This is a genomic window from Acetobacter sp., from assembly GCF_047721705.1.
In the GTDB taxonomy this organism is placed as follows: Bacteria; Pseudomonadota; Alphaproteobacteria; order Acetobacterales; family Acetobacteraceae; genus Acetobacter.
The window spans coordinates 1-17,023 of sequence record NZ_JBDNXK010000027.1; the positions used below are offsets into that span (position 1 = coordinate 1).

Annotated in this window: 15 protein-coding genes; 9 read left to right on the plus strand and 6 right to left on the minus strand. The window is 54.5% G+C overall.

Features of this window, described 5'->3' with window-relative positions:
- Both ABF824_RS06590 and ABF824_RS06595 read left to right on the plus strand, forming a co-directional pair.
- Positions 1-1,048 (plus strand): MFS transporter (locus ABF824_RS06590; RefSeq protein WP_415487280.1); only part of this gene is annotated, 1,048 nt, incomplete at its 5' end.
- Positions 1,049-1,057: 9 nt separating this feature from the next.
- On the plus strand, positions 1,058-3,073 hold the full coding sequence (locus ABF824_RS06595) for a CocE/NonD family hydrolase (RefSeq protein WP_415487281.1): 2,016 nt from the start codon (positions 1,058-1,060) through the stop codon (positions 3,071-3,073).
- Between the two features lie 5 nt (positions 3,074-3,078).
- Here the strand turns inward: ABF824_RS06595 and ABF824_RS06600 are convergent, their stop codons facing one another.
- The 5 genes from ABF824_RS06600 to ABF824_RS06620 all read right to left on the minus strand — a co-directional run bounded on the left by ABF824_RS06600 (position 3,079) and on the right by ABF824_RS06620 (position 8,121).
- Positions 3,079-4,110, minus strand: a complete 1,032-nt coding sequence (locus ABF824_RS06600) for a GlxA family transcriptional regulator (RefSeq protein WP_415487283.1) — start codon at positions 4,108-4,110, stop codon at positions 3,079-3,081.
- A gap of 5 nt (positions 4,111-4,115) precedes the next feature.
- Positions 4,116-5,357 carry a TauD/TfdA family dioxygenase gene (locus tag ABF824_RS06605; RefSeq protein ID WP_415487285.1) on the minus strand — a complete coding sequence of 414 codons (1,242 nt, stop codon included), beginning with the start codon at positions 5,355-5,357 and terminating at the stop codon, positions 4,116-4,118.
- A 3-nt stretch (positions 5,358-5,360) separates the two neighbouring features.
- Positions 5,361-5,921 carry an HD domain-containing protein gene (locus ABF824_RS06610; protein WP_415487287.1) on the minus strand — a complete coding sequence of 187 codons (561 nt, stop codon included), beginning with the start codon at positions 5,919-5,921 and terminating at the stop codon, positions 5,361-5,363.
- Between the two features lie 13 nt (positions 5,922-5,934).
- Positions 5,935-7,098, minus strand: a complete 1,164-nt coding sequence (locus tag ABF824_RS06615) for a TauD/TfdA family dioxygenase (protein WP_415487289.1) — start codon at positions 7,096-7,098, stop codon at positions 5,935-5,937.
- A 132-nt stretch (positions 7,099-7,230) separates the two neighbouring features.
- Positions 7,231-8,121, minus strand: coding sequence for a LysR family transcriptional regulator (locus tag ABF824_RS06620; RefSeq protein WP_415487291.1), 891 nt, complete (start codon positions 8,119-8,121; stop codon positions 7,231-7,233).
- A gap of 194 nt (positions 8,122-8,315) precedes the next feature.
- Between ABF824_RS06620 and betC the strand changes: the two genes are divergently transcribed.
- Positions 8,316-9,836, plus strand: a complete 1,521-nt coding sequence (betC, locus tag ABF824_RS06625; RefSeq protein WP_415487293.1) for a choline-sulfatase — start codon at positions 8,316-8,318, stop codon at positions 9,834-9,836.
- On the opposite strand, the gene ABF824_RS06630 is transcribed toward betC, so the two are convergent.
- Complete coding sequence (locus tag ABF824_RS06630) at positions 9,824-11,005, minus strand: MFS transporter (protein ID WP_415487295.1); 1,182 nt, start codon at positions 11,003-11,005, stop codon at positions 9,824-9,826. The genes betC and ABF824_RS06630 overlap by 13 nt on opposite strands.
- A gap of 110 nt (positions 11,006-11,115) precedes the next feature.
- On the opposite strand from ABF824_RS06630, the gene cysQ reads away from it, so the two are divergent.
- The 6 genes from cysQ (at position 11,116) to ABF824_RS06660 (ending at position 17,017) form a co-directional block, all read left to right on the plus strand.
- The gene (gene cysQ, locus ABF824_RS06635) at positions 11,116-11,907 is read left to right on the plus strand and encodes a 3'(2'),5'-bisphosphate nucleotidase CysQ (protein ID WP_415487297.1); all 792 of its coding nucleotides are present in this window, start codon (positions 11,116-11,118) and stop codon (positions 11,905-11,907) included.
- Between the two features lie 89 nt (positions 11,908-11,996).
- A complete protein-coding gene (locus tag ABF824_RS06640) occupies positions 11,997-12,992 on the plus strand; it encodes an L-threonylcarbamoyladenylate synthase (protein ID WP_415487299.1) in 996 nt (331 codons plus the stop codon).
- Positions 12,989-13,528, plus strand: coding sequence for a hypothetical protein (locus ABF824_RS06645; protein ID WP_415487301.1), 540 nt, complete (start codon positions 12,989-12,991; stop codon positions 13,526-13,528). Before ABF824_RS06640 ends, ABF824_RS06645 begins: the two co-directional genes overlap by 4 nt.
- A gap of 27 nt (positions 13,529-13,555) precedes the next feature.
- Complete coding sequence (locus tag ABF824_RS06650) at positions 13,556-14,983, plus strand: FAD-binding oxidoreductase (protein WP_415487303.1); 1,428 nt, start codon at positions 13,556-13,558, stop codon at positions 14,981-14,983.
- A 175-nt stretch (positions 14,984-15,158) separates the two neighbouring features.
- The gene (locus ABF824_RS06655) at positions 15,159-16,280 is read left to right on the plus strand and encodes a TauD/TfdA family dioxygenase (RefSeq protein WP_415487305.1); all 1,122 of its coding nucleotides are present in this window, start codon (positions 15,159-15,161) and stop codon (positions 16,278-16,280) included.
- Positions 16,277-17,017, plus strand: a complete 741-nt coding sequence (locus ABF824_RS06660) for a class II aldolase/adducin family protein (protein ID WP_415487307.1) — start codon at positions 16,277-16,279, stop codon at positions 17,015-17,017. Before ABF824_RS06655 ends, ABF824_RS06660 begins: the two co-directional genes overlap by 4 nt.
- The last annotated feature ends 6 nt before the right edge of the window (positions 17,018-17,023 follow it).

Consider the following 17,023-nt stretch of genomic DNA (forward strand, 5'->3'; position numbering starts at 1 on the left):
TTTTATTGCTGATCGTTTGATAGATAAACGAAAGGTCGTTATTGGTGGAGGAGTTTTGATTGCTCTTGGTCATCTTCTTATAACAGATCATACTTGGTTTTTTTTGGCCTTATCTCTTATTATTATAGGGACAGGTGGTTTGAAGGGGAATATTGCAGCGCAAGTCGGGGATTTATACGATATAAATGATAAAAGGCGAGAGAGAGGGTTCTCTATATATTATCTTTCAATTAATATTGGTGCGGCACTCTCACCTATCGTATGTATGTTTTTCGTCCAAAGGTGGGGTTGGACTGTCGCTTTTGATGCTACGACAGTTGGGATGATTATTGGGCTGATTGCTTATTTTTTTTATAGGCCTTTATTTTCAAAACAAGATAACGAAACAATTCAAAGTTTCAATGTTGGTAAAAAAAGTATTGCACCCTCCTATACGGTGATTGTTTCTGTATTTTTTTCATCCGTTCTACTTTGGATAAGTTACGAGCAACAGGCAAATGCTTTGGTGCATTGGGTATCGACTGTTCCGGGGGATATGACCGTGGGATGGTTGCAGGCTATTCCACCAGCAGTTGTGATGTTAGGGATCCCCGTATTGAACTGGATCTGGAGTAGTCAGGCGCATAAATATAGAGAACCTGATGTTTTTACGAAGCTTTTTGTGGGAGCAGTTATAATTTCAATTTCTCAGGTCTTTTTGTCTTTTATTGCTTTTTTATATGAAGGTGAGGCGCCGAACAAATTAATTGTCGCATTCTATCTAATTATTTGGGAAGTCGGTGATCTTTTTTTTACGCCAGCTGCAATGGGACTTTTTTCTCGTTTTGCTCCAAAGAACTCGAGCGGCTTGGTAATGGCGCTTTGGTATGCAACGTTCTTTGTTGGAAACATCATAAGCGGAATGATTGGTACGTTATGGGGAGTATATGATTCTACATTTTACTGGTCTGTAGTTGCTATTATTGTATCGATAGGTGCTTTGTGGGTTTTGTTTTTGATGAAATTTTCGCGAGAAAAAATGTTGAGTTGTTTTCATCCAGAAGTGTGAGGTTGTGAAATGTCTTTCAAAGTTGAGGAAAATGTTTGGATTAGTCTTTCCGATGGATGTAATCTTAGTGCGCGAATATGGTTTCCGGATGGGATAAAGGACCATTCTGTACCAGCTATATTGGAGTATATTCCTTATAGAAAGGCAGATGGAACACGTATACGCGATGAACCTATGCACAGTTATTTCTGTGAAGCAGGATACGCATGTGTACGTGTTGATATGCGTGGGAGTGGAGAGTCTGAAGGGCTGTTAGAAGATGAGTATCTCAAGCAGGAGCAGGATGATGCGCTGGAAGTCATAGCATGGATTGCCAGACAAGATTGGTGCTCCGGTTCCGTCGGAATGATGGGGAAATCTTGGGGAGGGTTTAATTGTCTTCAGGTCGCCGCTCGTCGACCGCCCGCGCTTAAAGCGATTCTAAGCGTTTATTCAACAGATAATCGCTATACTGATGATATTCATTATATGGGTGGTTGTCTTTTGAATGACAATCTCTGGTGGGGCAGCATTATGCTGGCGTTTCAGAGTAGGCCACCGTTCAAAGAGTTTTCTGGAGAGAGTTGGCGCGAAAAATGGAAAGAACGACTTGAAAATCTGCCTTTCTTTCCAGCTTTGTGGTTAAAACACCAGCATTACGATAGTTACTGGAAGCATGGTTCAATCTGCGAGGACTATTCGAGTATAGAATGCCCTGTGATGGTTGTGGGAGGATGGATCGATAGTTACACAAATGCTGTCCCGAGATTACTTGAACATCTTACGGTGCCACGAAAAGGTATCATTGGACCTTGGGGGCATGTGTATCCGCATGATGGTGCTCCAGGGCCAGCAATAGGTTTTTTGCAGGAAGCGGTACGCTGGTGGGATCAATGGCTTAAAGGAACTGATACAGGTATTATGAATGAACCGATGTTGCGTTCATATATAACGGATTATGTAAAGCCGGAAGCTACTTGTTCTTGTATGCCCGGCAATTGGTCGGCAGAAGAAAAATGGCCGTCGGAAGAAATTCAGCCCTGCTATTTTGCAATTAAAAATTGTGGCGGATTAATAGAGTCATCCAATTCTGTAAAAGATAATGTTGTGATGAATATTTGCGCGCCACAAAGCTTCGGAAAAGCAGCGGGTGAATGGATGGGCACCGGGTGCGTAGGAGAAATGCCAGTTGACCAAAGAATGGAGGACGGCGGTGCTCTGGTTTTTGAAACGCAACCTTTGGAAAATGATCATCAAATTCTTGGATTTCCTGAGATCAATATCGAATTTTCTTCTGATTCCACCATCGCTCAGGCAGTAATTATTCTTTCTGACGTGTCGGAAACGGGGGAGGCGATGCGTATCAGCTATCACCCCTTCAATCTGACGCATCATACAGGGCACGAAAATCCTACATTATTGGAAAAAGGAACGTGGTATGAATTGAATATGAAACTCAACTGTTGTGGTCATCGTTTTGTAAAAGGACATAAAATTCGACTCTCTCTGGCTACATCATATTGGCCTATGGTTTGGCCTGCTCCCTACCACGCGCTTTTATCTTTCCGAAATGGACAACTCAAACTTCCGTTACGTGTAGGCAACTGTCGTAGCCGTGATGAAAAGGTATCATTTGCTCCACCGGTGCAGGGACAAAAAACACCCTTGACATCTCTGTCTGCCGGACAGTTGCTTCGGTACAGTATGGAAGACTTCATAACAGGAAAAAAGACTTATATCACTGATGCCGAAGGTGGTGTGTTTGGTGAAGGGGTTTATAAACTGGATGATATTAACTGTATTGTAGCGCACAATTTAAAAAGAGATCTTTCCATTAACGATGATGATCCGTTATCTGCCCGATATGCCCTGACACAAAGCTACAAGATGGAACAGCACGACTGGAAAGTGGACATCGATACCAGAACAGAAATGTATTCGGATCAGATGTATTTCTATTTGAAAGGTCATGTGAGGGTTTACGAGAATGGCAGTCTGTTCGCTGAGCGTTCGTGGGATGAAAGTATTTTGAGAAATTTGGTTTAATAAAATCAGGAAGAATACGATGGCAGTCGGGTGAGCATTTCAGGCACGACCCGATTGCCTGTTCGTTGCAGGCTGGAGGGAGCGCAACCATAAAGCTGCCGGAAGGTTCGTGAAAAGTGGGCGAGACTCTCAAAGCCTGTAGCAAAAGCAGTTTCTGAAACACTTGCTTTGCTGTCTGTCAGCATTTGGCGTGCTTTTTCAAGTCTAATGGCCAGATAGAAATTCTTTGCAGAGCGCCCCAGATAACGGTGGCATAGTCGTTCCAGTTGACGTTGTGAAAGGTTGACTTCAGTTGCAATCAGACTGATGGATAGAGGTTGTTCTATATTGTCTTCCATGAGTTCAACGACTTTCACAAGGCGGTCGTCACACAAGGCATAACGTCGTTCTGGTGAACCCCTTTGCGCCGTATCCCCCGTGCGGAGTGGGGGATGGATAATCTGCTCAGCCACCACGCGCATGAGTGCGTCGCCTTTCTGCAAGCTGATCAGAAAGAGAATCATATCGATAACAGCAGATCCGCCAGCGCATGTTAGACGATCGCGATCAAATTCGTAGAGTGTCGGCGATATGACGATTTCCGGATATGCTGCAGAAAAAGCGCTGACAGCTTCCCAGTGCATCGTCACACGTCGGCCGGCAAGAAGGCCGCATTCCGCAAGAATAAATGCTCCTGTATCCACAGCTCCCAGTAATGTGCCATGTCGGGCAATGCGCCTCAGTTCCGCGCGTGTAGCGTCTGTTACACAGTGCAGCGGTTCATAACTTGCCATAATAAATAAAATTTTTGGCGTTTTTCCGGCCCCGAATGCCTCAGTGACTGGAATGGAGATCCCATTGGAAGCCGTTACGGGGTGACCGTCCTGAGAGAAAAGCGACCAGCCTAATCCTTCGCTACCAAAGCGGGAGGCAACACGAAAAGCATCAATGGCGCAGAATAGTTCAAGCATGGAGAATTGGGGCAGAAGCAGAAAGCCGACAGGGCCGTCTGCCTGCATCCAGCGAGCACGCCACTCGGAAAAATTATTTGGCTCCATTACAGTCAGTGAATCTGGCCGAGAAGTCGTGGTAGAACACGGATTTTCGAAGCGACTTCATCGCGATCGACATACACCCCTTGAAGGTGGCGCGCGCCACTTTGTGGATCAAATTCCCTTCTGGCATGCATGACCCGGCGATTGTCGAAGATCCACATGTCGCCCGGATTAAGCCGTCGTTCGATCCGGAAACGTTCATCACGGGTCATGGCCTGAAAGAGGCGAAGCGCTGCATAAATGGCATTCATATTGGTCGTCGGCGCATCAATAGGACCGCGTAGAAAATTCGCATAGCGGATTTCCGAAACGGTTCCATGCTGGTCAAGCGCAATAAGGGGGCTGGACCAGCGGTAATCGGTACGATCGTCCCGGTTCCAGGATGGCAAAGGTGTGTTGGTCAGAACGGCAAAATGGTTTGGATGTTCGGTGCGCACGGCTTCTGCAATAGCGAAACCGTCCACGAAAATACTTTCTCCACCGGTTGCATCGTTGATGAGGCAATGCAGAAACTGGAATCCGGGTTGGAGTTCGCGCGTCGGTAAATCCGTGTGAGGAGGAAGATTGACTGACGTATAAGCCGCACTGTCGGGTGTCGGCTTTGATTTCACATCAAAGACACGTCCGAAATTTGTCTCGCGGATATGAGAAATCCGATGGGCCGGACCAAGCAGACTGTCCGGTTTTGTCGGAACATTTTTCATCAGCGTCAGGCCGGAATCCCGTAAAGCCAGAAGCCATGAGAGTAGTGCTTCATCCTGCTCCATGACGTTGCTGTATTCAAATGTCTGGAGATCAGAGGCGTGTTCAGCCCCCCAGATAAAGGGTTTGGGGCGATTGGCTTCCCGTTCCTTGCGGGAGATGTCATCTGTTGCATGTGCGCGCAACCATCCTGCCTGATAGGAACTCCGATGTCCATCATTCCAGAGGATATTCAATGTTGGGCCGATATCTGATTCAGGTGTGATGTCACAGGCGAGAGAGGCAAGGTCGGTCGGGGCATCGACAATTTCGAAAATCTGTTCACGTGTAAGGGGAAGATAGCATCGTGTGCAAGGACAGTTGTCACGCAGCCACCAGCTATTGAAGGATGTATCGCGGCCGTCGCTCCATGTGACATGAACGGTATCCTGCGATATCGAAGCTGTCATCATCCGTTCGTGTGTATTGTATGGTCGCCAGTCAACAACAATGGGGACAGGAGGTTCGGCTGTCATAACGTCTTCCGTCTGACGGATCGTGGCACTCATGTTTCAGGCTCCGGTCTTCGAATGTGGTCCCCACGCGGGGCGTGTGAAAATACGGTTCAGGTGTGGGATAAAAGCTTCCAGCGGCATGGTGTCATAGTCGCGGTTGAAAGCTTTCTGATCCCACTGGTCGGTAAAACGAGCGGTCCGTTCAAAGGCTGGGTGGCCTTTAAAGGCCTCGCGTGCGTTCGGATTTCCTCCGAAATATTCAGCATAGTAATAGCCTTGAAACGCTTCATGGTTTTCTACCATCCACGTATTTTCCGGTGAGACGTAAGGTGCAATCATGGTGGCGGCAAAAGCGCCGTGATTGGTGGGGGCTAATACGTCACCGATATCGTGGATGAGCGCACAGACGATGGTTTCATCGTCGGCTTTTGCACGATGGGCAAAGGTGGCTGTCTGCAGGCAGTGCTGGTACCGATCAATCGGGTAGCCGAGATCAAGGGTGCTCAGGAGTTTCAGTGACGAAATGATGTAACCGACCAGTTCGCCTTGAAATTTATCGAATTTCTCACCGATCGGGATCCAGTCTTCGGCTGTTGCTTCATCAAAGCTTCTGAACATGACAGAAATTCCTTCAGATGGCCTGCTTCTGTCTTTTGAGGACATCGCGTTTGCTGGCGACAATGTCCCGATCCATGTAACACTGGCGCATGTGCCGACTGCCATGATCGAGGGTGTAGCCTGAGCGCCCATGATACAGGCGGTAATTGTCCATCATCAGCAGATCGCCGGGTTTGAGCTTGAAGCCGAGTGTCAGCGGCGACGCTGGAAGTATGAGGTGCCACAGAGCCTGTCGCGCACGATAGTAACGGTCCAGATGCTCATCAGGCAGAAGATCGATCAGTTCAGTCCGGTTGGAATATCTTACCTGCCTAACAGAGCCCTTTTCATCGAGAGAGATGAGGGGTGCTCTGTTTTCGAGGAGGCTAGTTGAATCCCGGTAGCGGAACTGAACAATTGTTGATGTCAGCGTCTCAAAGGCTTCCGGATCTTGGATGCGAAGTGTTTCAGCAGCCTTGAACCCATCGACGAGAGTGGAATCACCTCCTGCCGCGTCATTCGTCAGGCAGTGCAGAAGAATATATCCCGGTACGGGTTCACGATAGGGATTGTCGCTATGTGGCTCCAGATGTCTGGGTGTCATCGTGAGATCATACGCATTGGCTATGGCTTTTACGTCAGCCAGTCCGCCCCAGTTTGTGTAGCGGATCGGACCGATAGTGCCTGCAAATTCAAGCGCTCCATCCATGTGGGTTGGCACATTGCTGACAATGGAAAAGCCATAGGTTTTTAACTGATCAAGAAAGGCCGCCAAGGGAGGATTATGGGAAGGATCTTTCCTGTGTTGTCGCTGTATTTCGGAGAAATCATAAGATTCCGGCAAGGTAAGAGTGGAATCCCATAAAACCGGCTGCTGTTCAGGTGAGCCGGATAGAATGTCATTGATCCAGCGTTCCGAAAGAATACATTCAAATCCGTCTGAAAACTGAAGAGTCAGATTTTCTGAGACTGCCGTTATCGTCAGATCAAGCGGCAGATCAGCTGCCTCGATCAGCCGCTGCCCCGTCAAGGGATCCGTTATCCGTGCATCATTGAGGCGTTCACGTAACCAGATCGGGTGCAGGCGAATCTTTGTCTGGCCTGAACGCTGTATGATCAGATGGCCTTCTTCAACCGTCATTTCTGCCATGGGACTGGCAGGTTGAACGGGTGCCACAACCGTTTCCATAACACTCATCAGTGGTTACTCCGGTTCGTTTCGAATCCGATCTTATGTCATGGAATGGGATTTTTATGATAAAAATCGTCTTACTTTTGATTTTTATGGACATGACCCCAGCAATTTTTTCGTGTGCTTAATTGCTTTGGATTACGGAATTTCGGAGAGCACCCAGTCGATGAATTTTTTCGTGTGTTCTGAGGGGTGTGGCGTGGTGTGCAACCAATACCCGCTGTTTGGTCGGACTATTGGATCGCCTAATGGAACAAGAGTTCCATTGCTGAGCGCATCATCGACAAGGCCACGCCATCCGAGTGCAATGCCCTGATGAGCGTGCGCTGCCTGAAGAACAAGCGCGTAAGTGTTGAGAGTGAGGTTGCTAGCTTTCTGAAAGCGCTTTGTTCGGGTTTCCGTGAACCAGTCATGCCATGTCAGGCAGTGCATATTCGCGTTTGTTTCCAGATGGAGAAGGGGTAATTTCCCGATCCTGGAAGAGTTTTTGGATAAATTATGGTTCCTGAAAAACTCGGAGCTGGAAACAGGGACGACCTCTTCTTGAAAAAGCTGGATGGAATTTTTGTTTGAGTGAGTATTTTTCCCAAAGTAGATTGTGACATCATTCGGTTTGTCGTTTCTATTTGGTTCTGCATGTGAGCCGATAATGCGAACTTCTGTATCAGGGTTGATGTCACGGAATCGCGAAACGCGGGGAATGAACCAGCATGAGGCAAAGCCGTAGTCAGTATATAAATTTATCGTCGACTTGTTATCCAGATTACGTATTTCACTGATTTTTTTGTCTATCAGCGGAACAGTTGTCGCTACTGTCTGGTACAGCAGCAGACCAGCCTCCGTCATCCGGCATCCCCTATGTTCCCGTACAATCAGGAGTTGCCCTATCTGCTCTTCCAGGCAGCGGATGGTGTAGCTTACGGCTGGCTGTGAAAGTCCGAGTTCCCGCCCAGCAGCCGTGAGATTGCCAAGACGGCCGACAGCTTCAAATGTCCGGATCCAACCGAGATCAAGGGGCCGTTCTGCCATAAAACCTCTTTATGACGGTCATCAGAAAATAGTCTCTTCACACCCGCTCAAATTAGAATTTTATTTGGTCTACAGACAAGCGGGAGATAGCGGCGGCTGTTTTCAGTTTGATCGAAATTCAATGGAAATTTTCTTTCACTCATAGGGTGACGTTCATAGAAACGATTGCCGTATGAAGAAAAGGGCGGCTGTTCGTGAGCGACCAAAAACAAAATATTCTCATCCTGATGGTTGATCAGTTGAACGGAACGCTATGGCCGGATGGTCCGGCAGATTTTCTGCATGTGCCGAACCTGCGGAAACTGGCCGAGCGTTCCACCCGCTTTGTGAACACTTATACGGCAAGCCCGCTTTGCGCTCCGGCGCGGGCATCTTTCATGTCGGGGCAACTGCCAAGCCGGACGGGTGTGTATGATAACGCGGCAGAGTTTGCTTCAGATATCCCGACTTTCGCACATTATTTGCGACGGGCCGGCTATTACACTGCCCTTTCCGGGAAAATGCATTTCGTTGGACCGGATCAGCTTCACGGATTTGAAGAACGCCTGACAACTGACATCTATCCGGCGGATTTCGGGTGGACCCCCGACTACACCAAGCCGGGGGAGAGAATAGATTGGTGGTACCATAATCTTGGCTCGGTAACGGGTGCGGGCGTGGCGGAAATCACCAACCAGATGGAATATGACGATGAGGTCGCCTATTTTGCGGCGCACAAGCTCTATGATCTTTCCAGAAGGCAGGACGACAGACCGTGGTGCCTGACCGTCAGTTTTACGCATCCCCATGATCCTTATGTCGCGCGCAAACGGTTCTGGGATCTTTATGAAGATTGCCCTGCTCTTGAGCCGACGGTCGCCCCTATTCCCTTCGAACAGCAGGATGCACATTCAAAACGGTTGATGCTGGCGGCTGATTATGAGTCCAGCCATGTGACGCCGAATGACGTCCGTCGCTCACGCTGTGCGTATTTTGCGAATATTTCTTACATCGACGAGAAAATAGGTGAACTGCTCGATATTCTGGAACGGGGAGATATGGCGAACAATACAACCGTGCTCTTTGTCTCGGATCACGGTGACATGCTGGGCGAACGCGGTCTGTGGTTCAAGATGAGCTTCTTTGAAGGTTCGGCCCGTGTTCCGCTGATGGTGGCGGCTCCTTCTCTTCCCAATGTCAAAATTGAGGAACCCGTCTCGACACTGGATGTTCTTCCAACCCTTCTTGATCTCGCTGGGCTGAATCTTGACGATGCGCGCCCGTGGATAGACGGGAAAAGTCTGGTGCCTGTGGCGAAAGGAGAAGAGGCTCGCGGGCCGGTTCCGATGGAGTATGCCGCGGAAGGCTCCTACGCCCCGATGGTGGGACTTCGGGATGGCGCGTGGAAACTGGTGCTGTGCGAACTCGATCCGCCCATGCTTATGAATCTTGAACTTGATCCCAATGAGCAGTCGAACCGTGCTTCGGACCCGACCGCGGCAGAAACTCTGACGAGTATGACGCAGGCGATGAACGCGCGCTGGGATCTGGGGCGTTACGATGCGGCGGTGCGCACCAGTCAGGCCCGTCGTCATCTGGTCTATGAGGCTTTGCGGAACGGCAATTATTATCCGTGGGATTTCCAGCCATTGCAGCAGGCCTCAGAACGCTACATGCGTAATCACATGGACCTCAACATTCTGGAAGCTTCGAAGCGCTATCCTCAAGGAGATTGATCTCCGTGAATTATGCCAGATTGCCGGGATCGAAGCTGGAGTATCACCGCTGCGGCTGACAGGAGCGCGCTGAGCAGGCACACCATGTTCCATCCCCCCGCCGTCCACGCCAGCATGGCGGCGGCGGACCCCGATGCGCCTCCGAGGAACATGACCCCCATGAAAAGAGTCGTGATCCTTCCCCGCGCCTCGGGACGACCGGCGTAAATGATGTGCTGGTTGGAAATGAGTACGCTCTGAACGGCGAAATCGAGCAGGATGCAGCCGGCGATCAGGCCAGACAGTGATTGCCAGATGCTGAAGACGAACCATGAGAACAGCACAAGGACCGTCCCACCAAGAATGACGCGATGTGGTCCGCGTCTGTCCGCGATACGTCCCGCGACCGGTGCGGCGAAGATACCAACGGCCCCGATGATGCCAAACAGTCCCGCAACTTCAGAACCGAGATTGAAGCGTGGGTCCTGTAGCCGCAGGGCAAGGATGGTCCAGAACACGGAAAACACGCCGAACAGCAACGCCTGCGTGAATGCCGCCAGCCGCAGGGATGGTAGTTGCCGCCAGAGATGGGTGAGGGAGACCATCAGTTCGCGGTAGCTTGTCTGCGTGGTTGGCTGGCTTTCTGGCAGCATCCGTCCCATGACGGTTGCGGTGGCGAGCGCCAGCGGCACGCCGAGCCAGAACATGGCGCGCCATCCTGCATGAGCGGCGACAAACCCAGCGAGCGTCCGGCTGAGCAGCAGTCCACACAACAGTCCGGACATGACGGTTCCCACGATGGCCCCCCGCCGTTCAGGGGGCGCGAGATGGGCGGCGAGCGGCACGATCTGCTGCGCGACCGTGGCGGCGGCGCCCATGCACAGGCTGCCCAGAACGAGGACGCCAGCGGTAGGGGCAAGCGCCGCAATGACCAGCGCGCAGGCCAGCACACAAAATTGCGTGACAATCAGTTTTCGGCGCTCGAACAGGTCGCCAAGGGGCACCAGAGTGAACAGGCCGAGGGCGTAACCAAGCTGTGTGGCTGTCGGAACAAGTGCCATGAAACTGCTTGGCATGGCGCGCTCCATGACGCCCAGCATCGGCTGATTATAATAGAGATTGGCGACGGCAAGCCCGGTCGCCGCGGCCATGGCGTAGATCAGACGGCGGCTCGGGCTGGCGTTCATCATCGCTCCGACAAAATCTGGGAGGAAGGGCAGGGAGGAAATGACGCTGCATTGCTACAGACAATCGGAAGAGAATCAATTGCGCCTTCATTTCTGAGGAGTATGAGAGAGGCATGACTCTCTCAACCGCTCCGGGCTCAGACGCCGCGCTCCTTACCCTTGCTCTCCGCCTCGCGCGGGAAGCGTCCGATCTTATCAACGCGATCCGTGCCAAAGGCTTTGTGACCAGCACGAAATCGGACCGTTCGCCGGTAACGGAAGCCGATCAGCAGGCGGAAAAGCATATTCTAGCCGGATTGCGGGCCGAAGCGCCCCATATTCCTGTGATTGCGGAAGAAGAAGTAGCCGCTGGCATTCATGTCAAAGGTGGTCACGAATACTGGCTGGTCGATCCGTTGGACGGCACGCGGGAGTTCGCAGCTGGGCGGGATGATTTCACGGTGAATATCGGTCTTGTGCGCGATGGTCGGGCCGTGCTGGGCGCGATGGCACTCCCAGCCTATGGCCAGTTCTATGCGGGTGGCGTGGGACTGGGGGCCGTGCGCTACGACGCCGAGGGAGAGCACCCCATTCACGTTCGTACCGCACCGAAGGATGGCCTCGCCGTGCTGGCGTCCCGTCATCATGGCGATGATCCGGCGCTTGCGAAATTTCTGGATGGCCGTCCGATAGCCTCGCTGGGCAATATCGGTTCCGCCGTGAAGTTCGTGCGCGTGGCGGAAGGTGTGGCCGATCTTTATCCCCGGCTTGGGCCGACCATGGAGTGGGATACCGCGGCGCCTCAGGCAATTGTCGAGGCGGCCGGGGGGCATGTCACGCTGCTCGATGGGAGCGGCCCGTTGCGTTATGGCAAAGATGGCTGGAAAAATCCCTTCTTTGTGTGTGTCGGGGATATCGGCGCCTGAGAAACGATGCATGTTTTTTTCGGTCGACCAATCCAACTGGTCGATGATGGCATTTCCATGTTAGACTTGACGTTTAACCGGGGAGTTCCATGACCGACCGTCTTTCGTCCACTGCCGACGGCCTGTCACGTGCCGCAGAGCTTCTGCGTGGCGGGCGGCTTGTCGCGTTTGGAACGGAGACTGTTTACGGGCTTGGGGGGGATGCGACGGACCCATTGGCGGTCGCCCGTATTTTCGAAGCCAAGAAGCGCCCGCGCTTCAATCCGTTGATCAGTCATTTCGCCGATGCTGACGAGGCTTTCCGGCATGTGGTCCCCACCGCCTCCGCCCGCATTCTGGCAGAACGGTTTTGGCCCGGTCCCTTGACGTTGGTGCTGCCGCGCGCGGCTGATGGTGCAATCTGCGACCTTGCCGCTGCTGGCCTGCCGACCGCTGCGGTGCGTGTGCCGGCAGAGGAAACCGCGCTTGCCCTTTTGCGTGCCGTGGGACGTCCGATCGCAGCACCTTCGGCCAATCTTTCCGGTGCGGTCAGCCCGTCGGATGCGGATCATGTGCTGGAAGGGCTGGATGGCCGCATTGACGCTGTGCTTGACACTGGTCCGTGTGCGGTAGGTGTGGAAAGCACCATCCTCGATCTCTCCGGCGATACCCCCCGTCTGTTGCGACCGGGTGGTATTTCCGTTGAAGATATCGAAGCCGTGATCGGCCCCGTAGCGCGCGTCAGTGCCAGCAAGACGGGGCAGGCGCCGGTTGCACCGGGGATGCTGACTTCTCATTACGCGCCAGGGCTGCCTGTGCGCCTCAATGCGCAGTCCGTAGAGGCCGACGAAGCGCTGCTGGCATTCGGCTCTCCGCTGGAGGGCGCGCGCGTGGTCTGGAATCTCAGTGAGACGGCGCGTCTTGATGAAGCCGCGTCGCGCCTGTTCGCCGGTCTGCGCTATCTGGACCGTGAAGGCACCCGCCTCGGCTGCCGACGGATTGCCGTTCAACCGGTGCCCTCCACGGGGCTCGGACTCGCCATTCTCGACCGGCTCGGCAGGGCTGCCGCTCCGCGTCCCGCTGTACAGGAGCGCAGCGTCGCATGAGCGACACGTTCGACTCGAAAGAACTGAAAATCCTTTCCGATATTCTGGCGCTCGTGCTTGAAGATCAGCCGGGGCAGTCGGAGACGGCGCTGGCCGCGATCCGCTCGCGGGCGCAACGCAATCAGGTCACTGGTGGCGCGCTGAAGAACCTGTTCACTGCCATTGCGCCCAATCCACCCAAACGGCCGTCGGGCACCACGTCGCGGGCGCGCACCTCCAAGACGGCCAGCGCGGATATCCAACTCGAACGCCAGCGCGTGCGGGATCTGTCGGAAAACCTCAACAAACTCGATATGGAACTGCGTTCTGCTCGGGCGGCCAATGCATCGCTCAAGGCGGAGCTTTATCTCACGCAGCAGGCCCGTGCCGAGACACAGAGCCGGCTCATGGCGGCACAGGCGGCGCCCCATACCCGTTTTGGCCTGATCGGTGTCGTGTTCCTGATTGGATGCATCGCGGGTGTGGCGGGAGACGAATTGTTCCATTCGCTCAAGCCGCAGCCACATCACGCGCCGAATGCGCTGTATCTCCACTAATTCCAAAGCTTGTCCGGACAAACCAGTATGACCAGTCTTCCTCCCGCCCTGCTCGCCGCACTGGAAAAGGCCCTCGGCCCCGGCGGCCTGCTGACGGACGCCAGCGACATGGCCCCGTTCCTGACGGACTGGCGCTCCCTGTTCCACGGCAAGGCCTGCGCCGTCGCCCGCCCCGCCAGCACGGAAGCCTGCGCGGAAGCCGTGCGACTGTGCGCGGAACATAATGTCCCTGTCGTGCCGCAGGGCGGCAACACCAGCATGGTCGGCGGCGCGACACCGGATGAGACAGGCCACGCTCTGGTCATCGTCACCAGCCGCATGAACAAGGTGCGCGAGATCGATCCGATCGACAATACGATGGTGATCGAAGCAGGCGTGACCCTGAAGGCCGCGCAGGATGCTGCGACAAACGCCGGACTGATGCTGCCGCTCTCCATTTCCTCGGAAGGTTCGGCGGAGATTGGCGGCGTGCTCGCCACCAATGCGGGCGGCAACAATACGGTGCGCTACGGCAACGCCCGCGAGCTGGTGCTGGGCCTCGAAGCCGTGCTGCCGGACGGTCAGGTGCTGAACCTGATGCGCCGTCTGCGTAAGGACAATACCGGCTACGCTCTGCGCCAGCTTTTCGTCGGCTCGGAAGGCACACTTGGTCTCATCACCACAGCCATCCTCCAGCTTCAGCCGAAGCCGAAATCCGTCGAGGCCGCCCTGTGCGCCGTCGCTGACGCCAAGGGCGCGTTGGCCCTATTCTCGGCCTTCCGCAACACGGAACCGAGCGCGATTCAGGCGTTCGAGTTCATGTCCGGCCTGAGCATGAACCTCGTCAACACGCTGATCCCCGACGCCTCCCTGCCGCTGTCCGAGCCCGCCCCCGCCTATGTGCTGGTGGAACTGGCCAGCCCGCGTGAGGGCGGCGCTCTGCGCGACCTGATGGAAGAAGTGCTTGGCAAGGCTTTCGAGGACGGACTGGTCAGCGACGCCGTGCTGGCGGAAAGTGAAACGCAGCGTCTGGCCTTCTGGAAGCTGCGCGAGGAGCACGCCGAAGCCCAGAAGCGTGCGGGCGCATCCGTGAAGAACGACGTTTCCGTGCCGCTCTCCGCCATCCCGACCTTCATCGACCGCGCCACGGCGGCCTGCGAGAAGCTGATTCCCGGCATCCGCGTCGCCCCGTTCGGCCATATCGGCGACGGCAACATCCACTTCAATCTCGTCCAGCCGGAAGGCGCGGACGGCAAGGCGTTCCTCGCCCGCGATCACGAGATGATGGACACCGTCGCCAACATCGTGCGCGAACTGGGCGGTTCCTTCTCCGCCGAGCACGGCGTCGGGCAGCTCAAGACCTACATGATGCCAAGCTGGCGTGGCGGTGCGGAGCTGGACATGATGCGCCGCATCAAGGGCGCTGTGGATCCGGAGGGGATCATGAATCCCGGTAAGATTTTCCCGGCGTCCTGAAGAGGCAACCGGGCGCTACTCCATAACCGCCCGGTTATACTTCTATGAGGTTTTATCCAATTGCGCGGAGGCCGTTGTTGCGTGACCCTACACGAACAGCCAGCCCCGCCTGTCCCTCGCTCAGCACACGACAGAAGACGGCTGGCTAACCGACATTTCCTGAAGGAATGCCGTCATGTCAGCACAGCTCACCCTTCACGAAACGGGGCTTGAAGTCGTCCTGCCGGACAGTCAGCCCTGTTACTTCAATTACTTCTGGCTGCGCGACAACTGCGCTTCATCCTTCGACCCCGAAACACGGGAGCGGGTGTTCGATATCTTCGCCGAACAGAAGCCGCCTGTCCCGGCTCATGCCGCCATCACAGGCCAACAGCTCGATATCGTCTGGAAAGACAGCAATCACGCCTCGTCCTACGATCTCGCTTGGCTGGCCCGTCACGTCAGAGCGGAACCGCGACCTGATCCGGCCACTCTGCCACGAAAGCATTGGCATGCGGATCATTATCGGAAAATGAAGCGGTTTTCCCAACTGGCGCTCAGGTCTGATGCAGCCACGCGAAAAGCGTGGGTCCATGCGCTCCTGACGGAAGGCGTGGCGATGGTGACCGACATGCCGGACACGGAAGCGGCGCTTGAAGAAACGGCCTCTCTTCTCGGCGTGCCGCGCCCCACGTTCTTCGGCCTCTATTTCGATGTGAAGCTGCACATCAATCCGGACAATCTCGCCTATACGGCCAAGGCACTGGAACTCCACACGGACGTCCCCTCAGAGGATCTCGCGCCCGGCGTGCAGTTCCTGCACTGTCTGGCCAATACCGTGGAAGGCGGCGAGAGTCTGTTCGTCGATGGCGCGGCGGTCGCGACCGAACTGAAGCGCACCTATCCGGACGATTTCGCCCTTTTGTGCGAGACCTCCGTGCCCTTCTATGACGAGCACGACCGATACGACATGCGGGCCCGTCAGCGCATCATCGAACTGGATGTGCAGGGCGACATCTCGGGCGTCACCATCAGCCAGCACATGGCGGATATCTTCGACATGGACCAACGTTTTCTGGATCGCTTCTACCCGGCCTACTGCCGTTTCGGTCGGTTGTTGCAGGATGACCGTTTCCTGATGAAGTTCCGCCTCAATGCCGGAGAATGCATCGTGTTCGACAACCACCGCATCGTTCATGGACGCGCCGCCTTCGTCGCGGAAAGCGGAAAACGTCACCTGAGAGGAACTTACACCGACCGGGGAGAACTGCGCAGCGCATGGCGCATCCTGTCGGGCGAAGGGAGATTCGCGGCATGAGCACGACACCGATTGACGAGCAGAGCCTGCGCGTCGATCTCGCGGCGGCGTTCCGGCTGGCCGCCCGCTTCGGCTGGCACGAGTCCGTCGGCAATCATTTCAGCGCGGCGCTTTCGCCCGACGGGCGACGCTTCCTGATGAACCCCAAATGGCGGCATTTCTCTTCCATCCGCGCGAGCGACCTGCAGGTGCTTGATGCGGACGATTCCGATGTCATGAACCGCCCGGACGCGCCGGATGCTTCGGCGTGGTGCATCCACGGCACCGCCCATCGCCTCGTGCCGTCGGCGCGTGTGATCCTTCACTGCCATCCTATCGCCTCCACCACGCTCGCCACATTGGCCGACCCGCGCCTGCTGCCGATCGACCAGAACACAGCCCGTTTTTTCGGTCGAATGGCGATTGATCCCGAATGTGGAGGTATCGCCGACCAACAGGAAGAAGGCGACCGGATCGCCAGAATGCTTGCCACCGCTCCAACACTCCTGATGGCCAATCATGGCGTCACCACCACGGCAACGACCGTGGCGGAAGCCTTCGAGGATCTGTATTTTTTCGAAAAAGCCGCCGACACGCTCCTGCGCGCCTACGCCACCGGCCAGCCCCTTTCCATCATGAGCGACGAGATAGCGCGGAACACGGCCGAAGGATGGGATGCCTATCGCGGCGCCTCCTTCGCGCATTTTGATTACCTGAAAAGCGTGCTGGACAGGGAAGACCCTTCTTATCGCGACTGAATGCTG

Coding starts and splice junctions, on each gene's coding strand:
- ABF824_RS06650 (WP_415487303.1), top strand. CDS start 13,556: ATGACCAGTCTTCCTCCCGCCCTGCTCGCCGCACTGGAAAAGGCCCTC.
- ABF824_RS06630 (WP_415487295.1), bottom strand. CDS start 11,005: ATGATGAACGCCAGCCCGAGCCGCCGTCTGATCTACGCCATGGCCGCG.
- ABF824_RS06640 (WP_415487299.1), top strand. CDS start 11,997: ATGACCGACCGTCTTTCGTCCACTGCCGACGGCCTGTCACGTGCCGCA.
- ABF824_RS06600 (WP_415487283.1), bottom strand. CDS start 4,110: ATGGAGCCAAATAATTTTTCCGAGTGGCGTGCTCGCTGGATGCAGGCA.
- cysQ (WP_415487297.1), top strand. CDS start 11,116: ATGACTCTCTCAACCGCTCCGGGCTCAGACGCCGCGCTCCTTACCCTT.
- ABF824_RS06615 (WP_415487289.1), bottom strand. CDS start 7,098: ATGAGTGTTATGGAAACGGTTGTGGCACCCGTTCAACCTGCCAGTCCC.
- ABF824_RS06605 (WP_415487285.1), bottom strand. CDS start 5,357: ATGAGTGCCACGATCCGTCAGACGGAAGACGTTATGACAGCCGAACCT.
- ABF824_RS06620 (WP_415487291.1), bottom strand. CDS start 8,121: ATGGCAGAACGGCCCCTTGATCTCGGTTGGATCCGGACATTTGAAGCT.
- ABF824_RS06595 (WP_415487281.1), top strand. CDS start 1,058: ATGTCTTTCAAAGTTGAGGAAAATGTTTGGATTAGTCTTTCCGATGGA.
- ABF824_RS06660 (WP_415487307.1), top strand. CDS start 16,277: ATGAGCACGACACCGATTGACGAGCAGAGCCTGCGCGTCGATCTCGCG.
- ABF824_RS06655 (WP_415487305.1), top strand. CDS start 15,159: ATGTCAGCACAGCTCACCCTTCACGAAACGGGGCTTGAAGTCGTCCTG.
- ABF824_RS06645 (WP_415487301.1), top strand. CDS start 12,989: ATGAGCGACACGTTCGACTCGAAAGAACTGAAAATCCTTTCCGATATT.
- ABF824_RS06610 (WP_415487287.1), bottom strand. CDS start 5,921: ATGTTCAGAAGCTTTGATGAAGCAACAGCCGAAGACTGGATCCCGATC.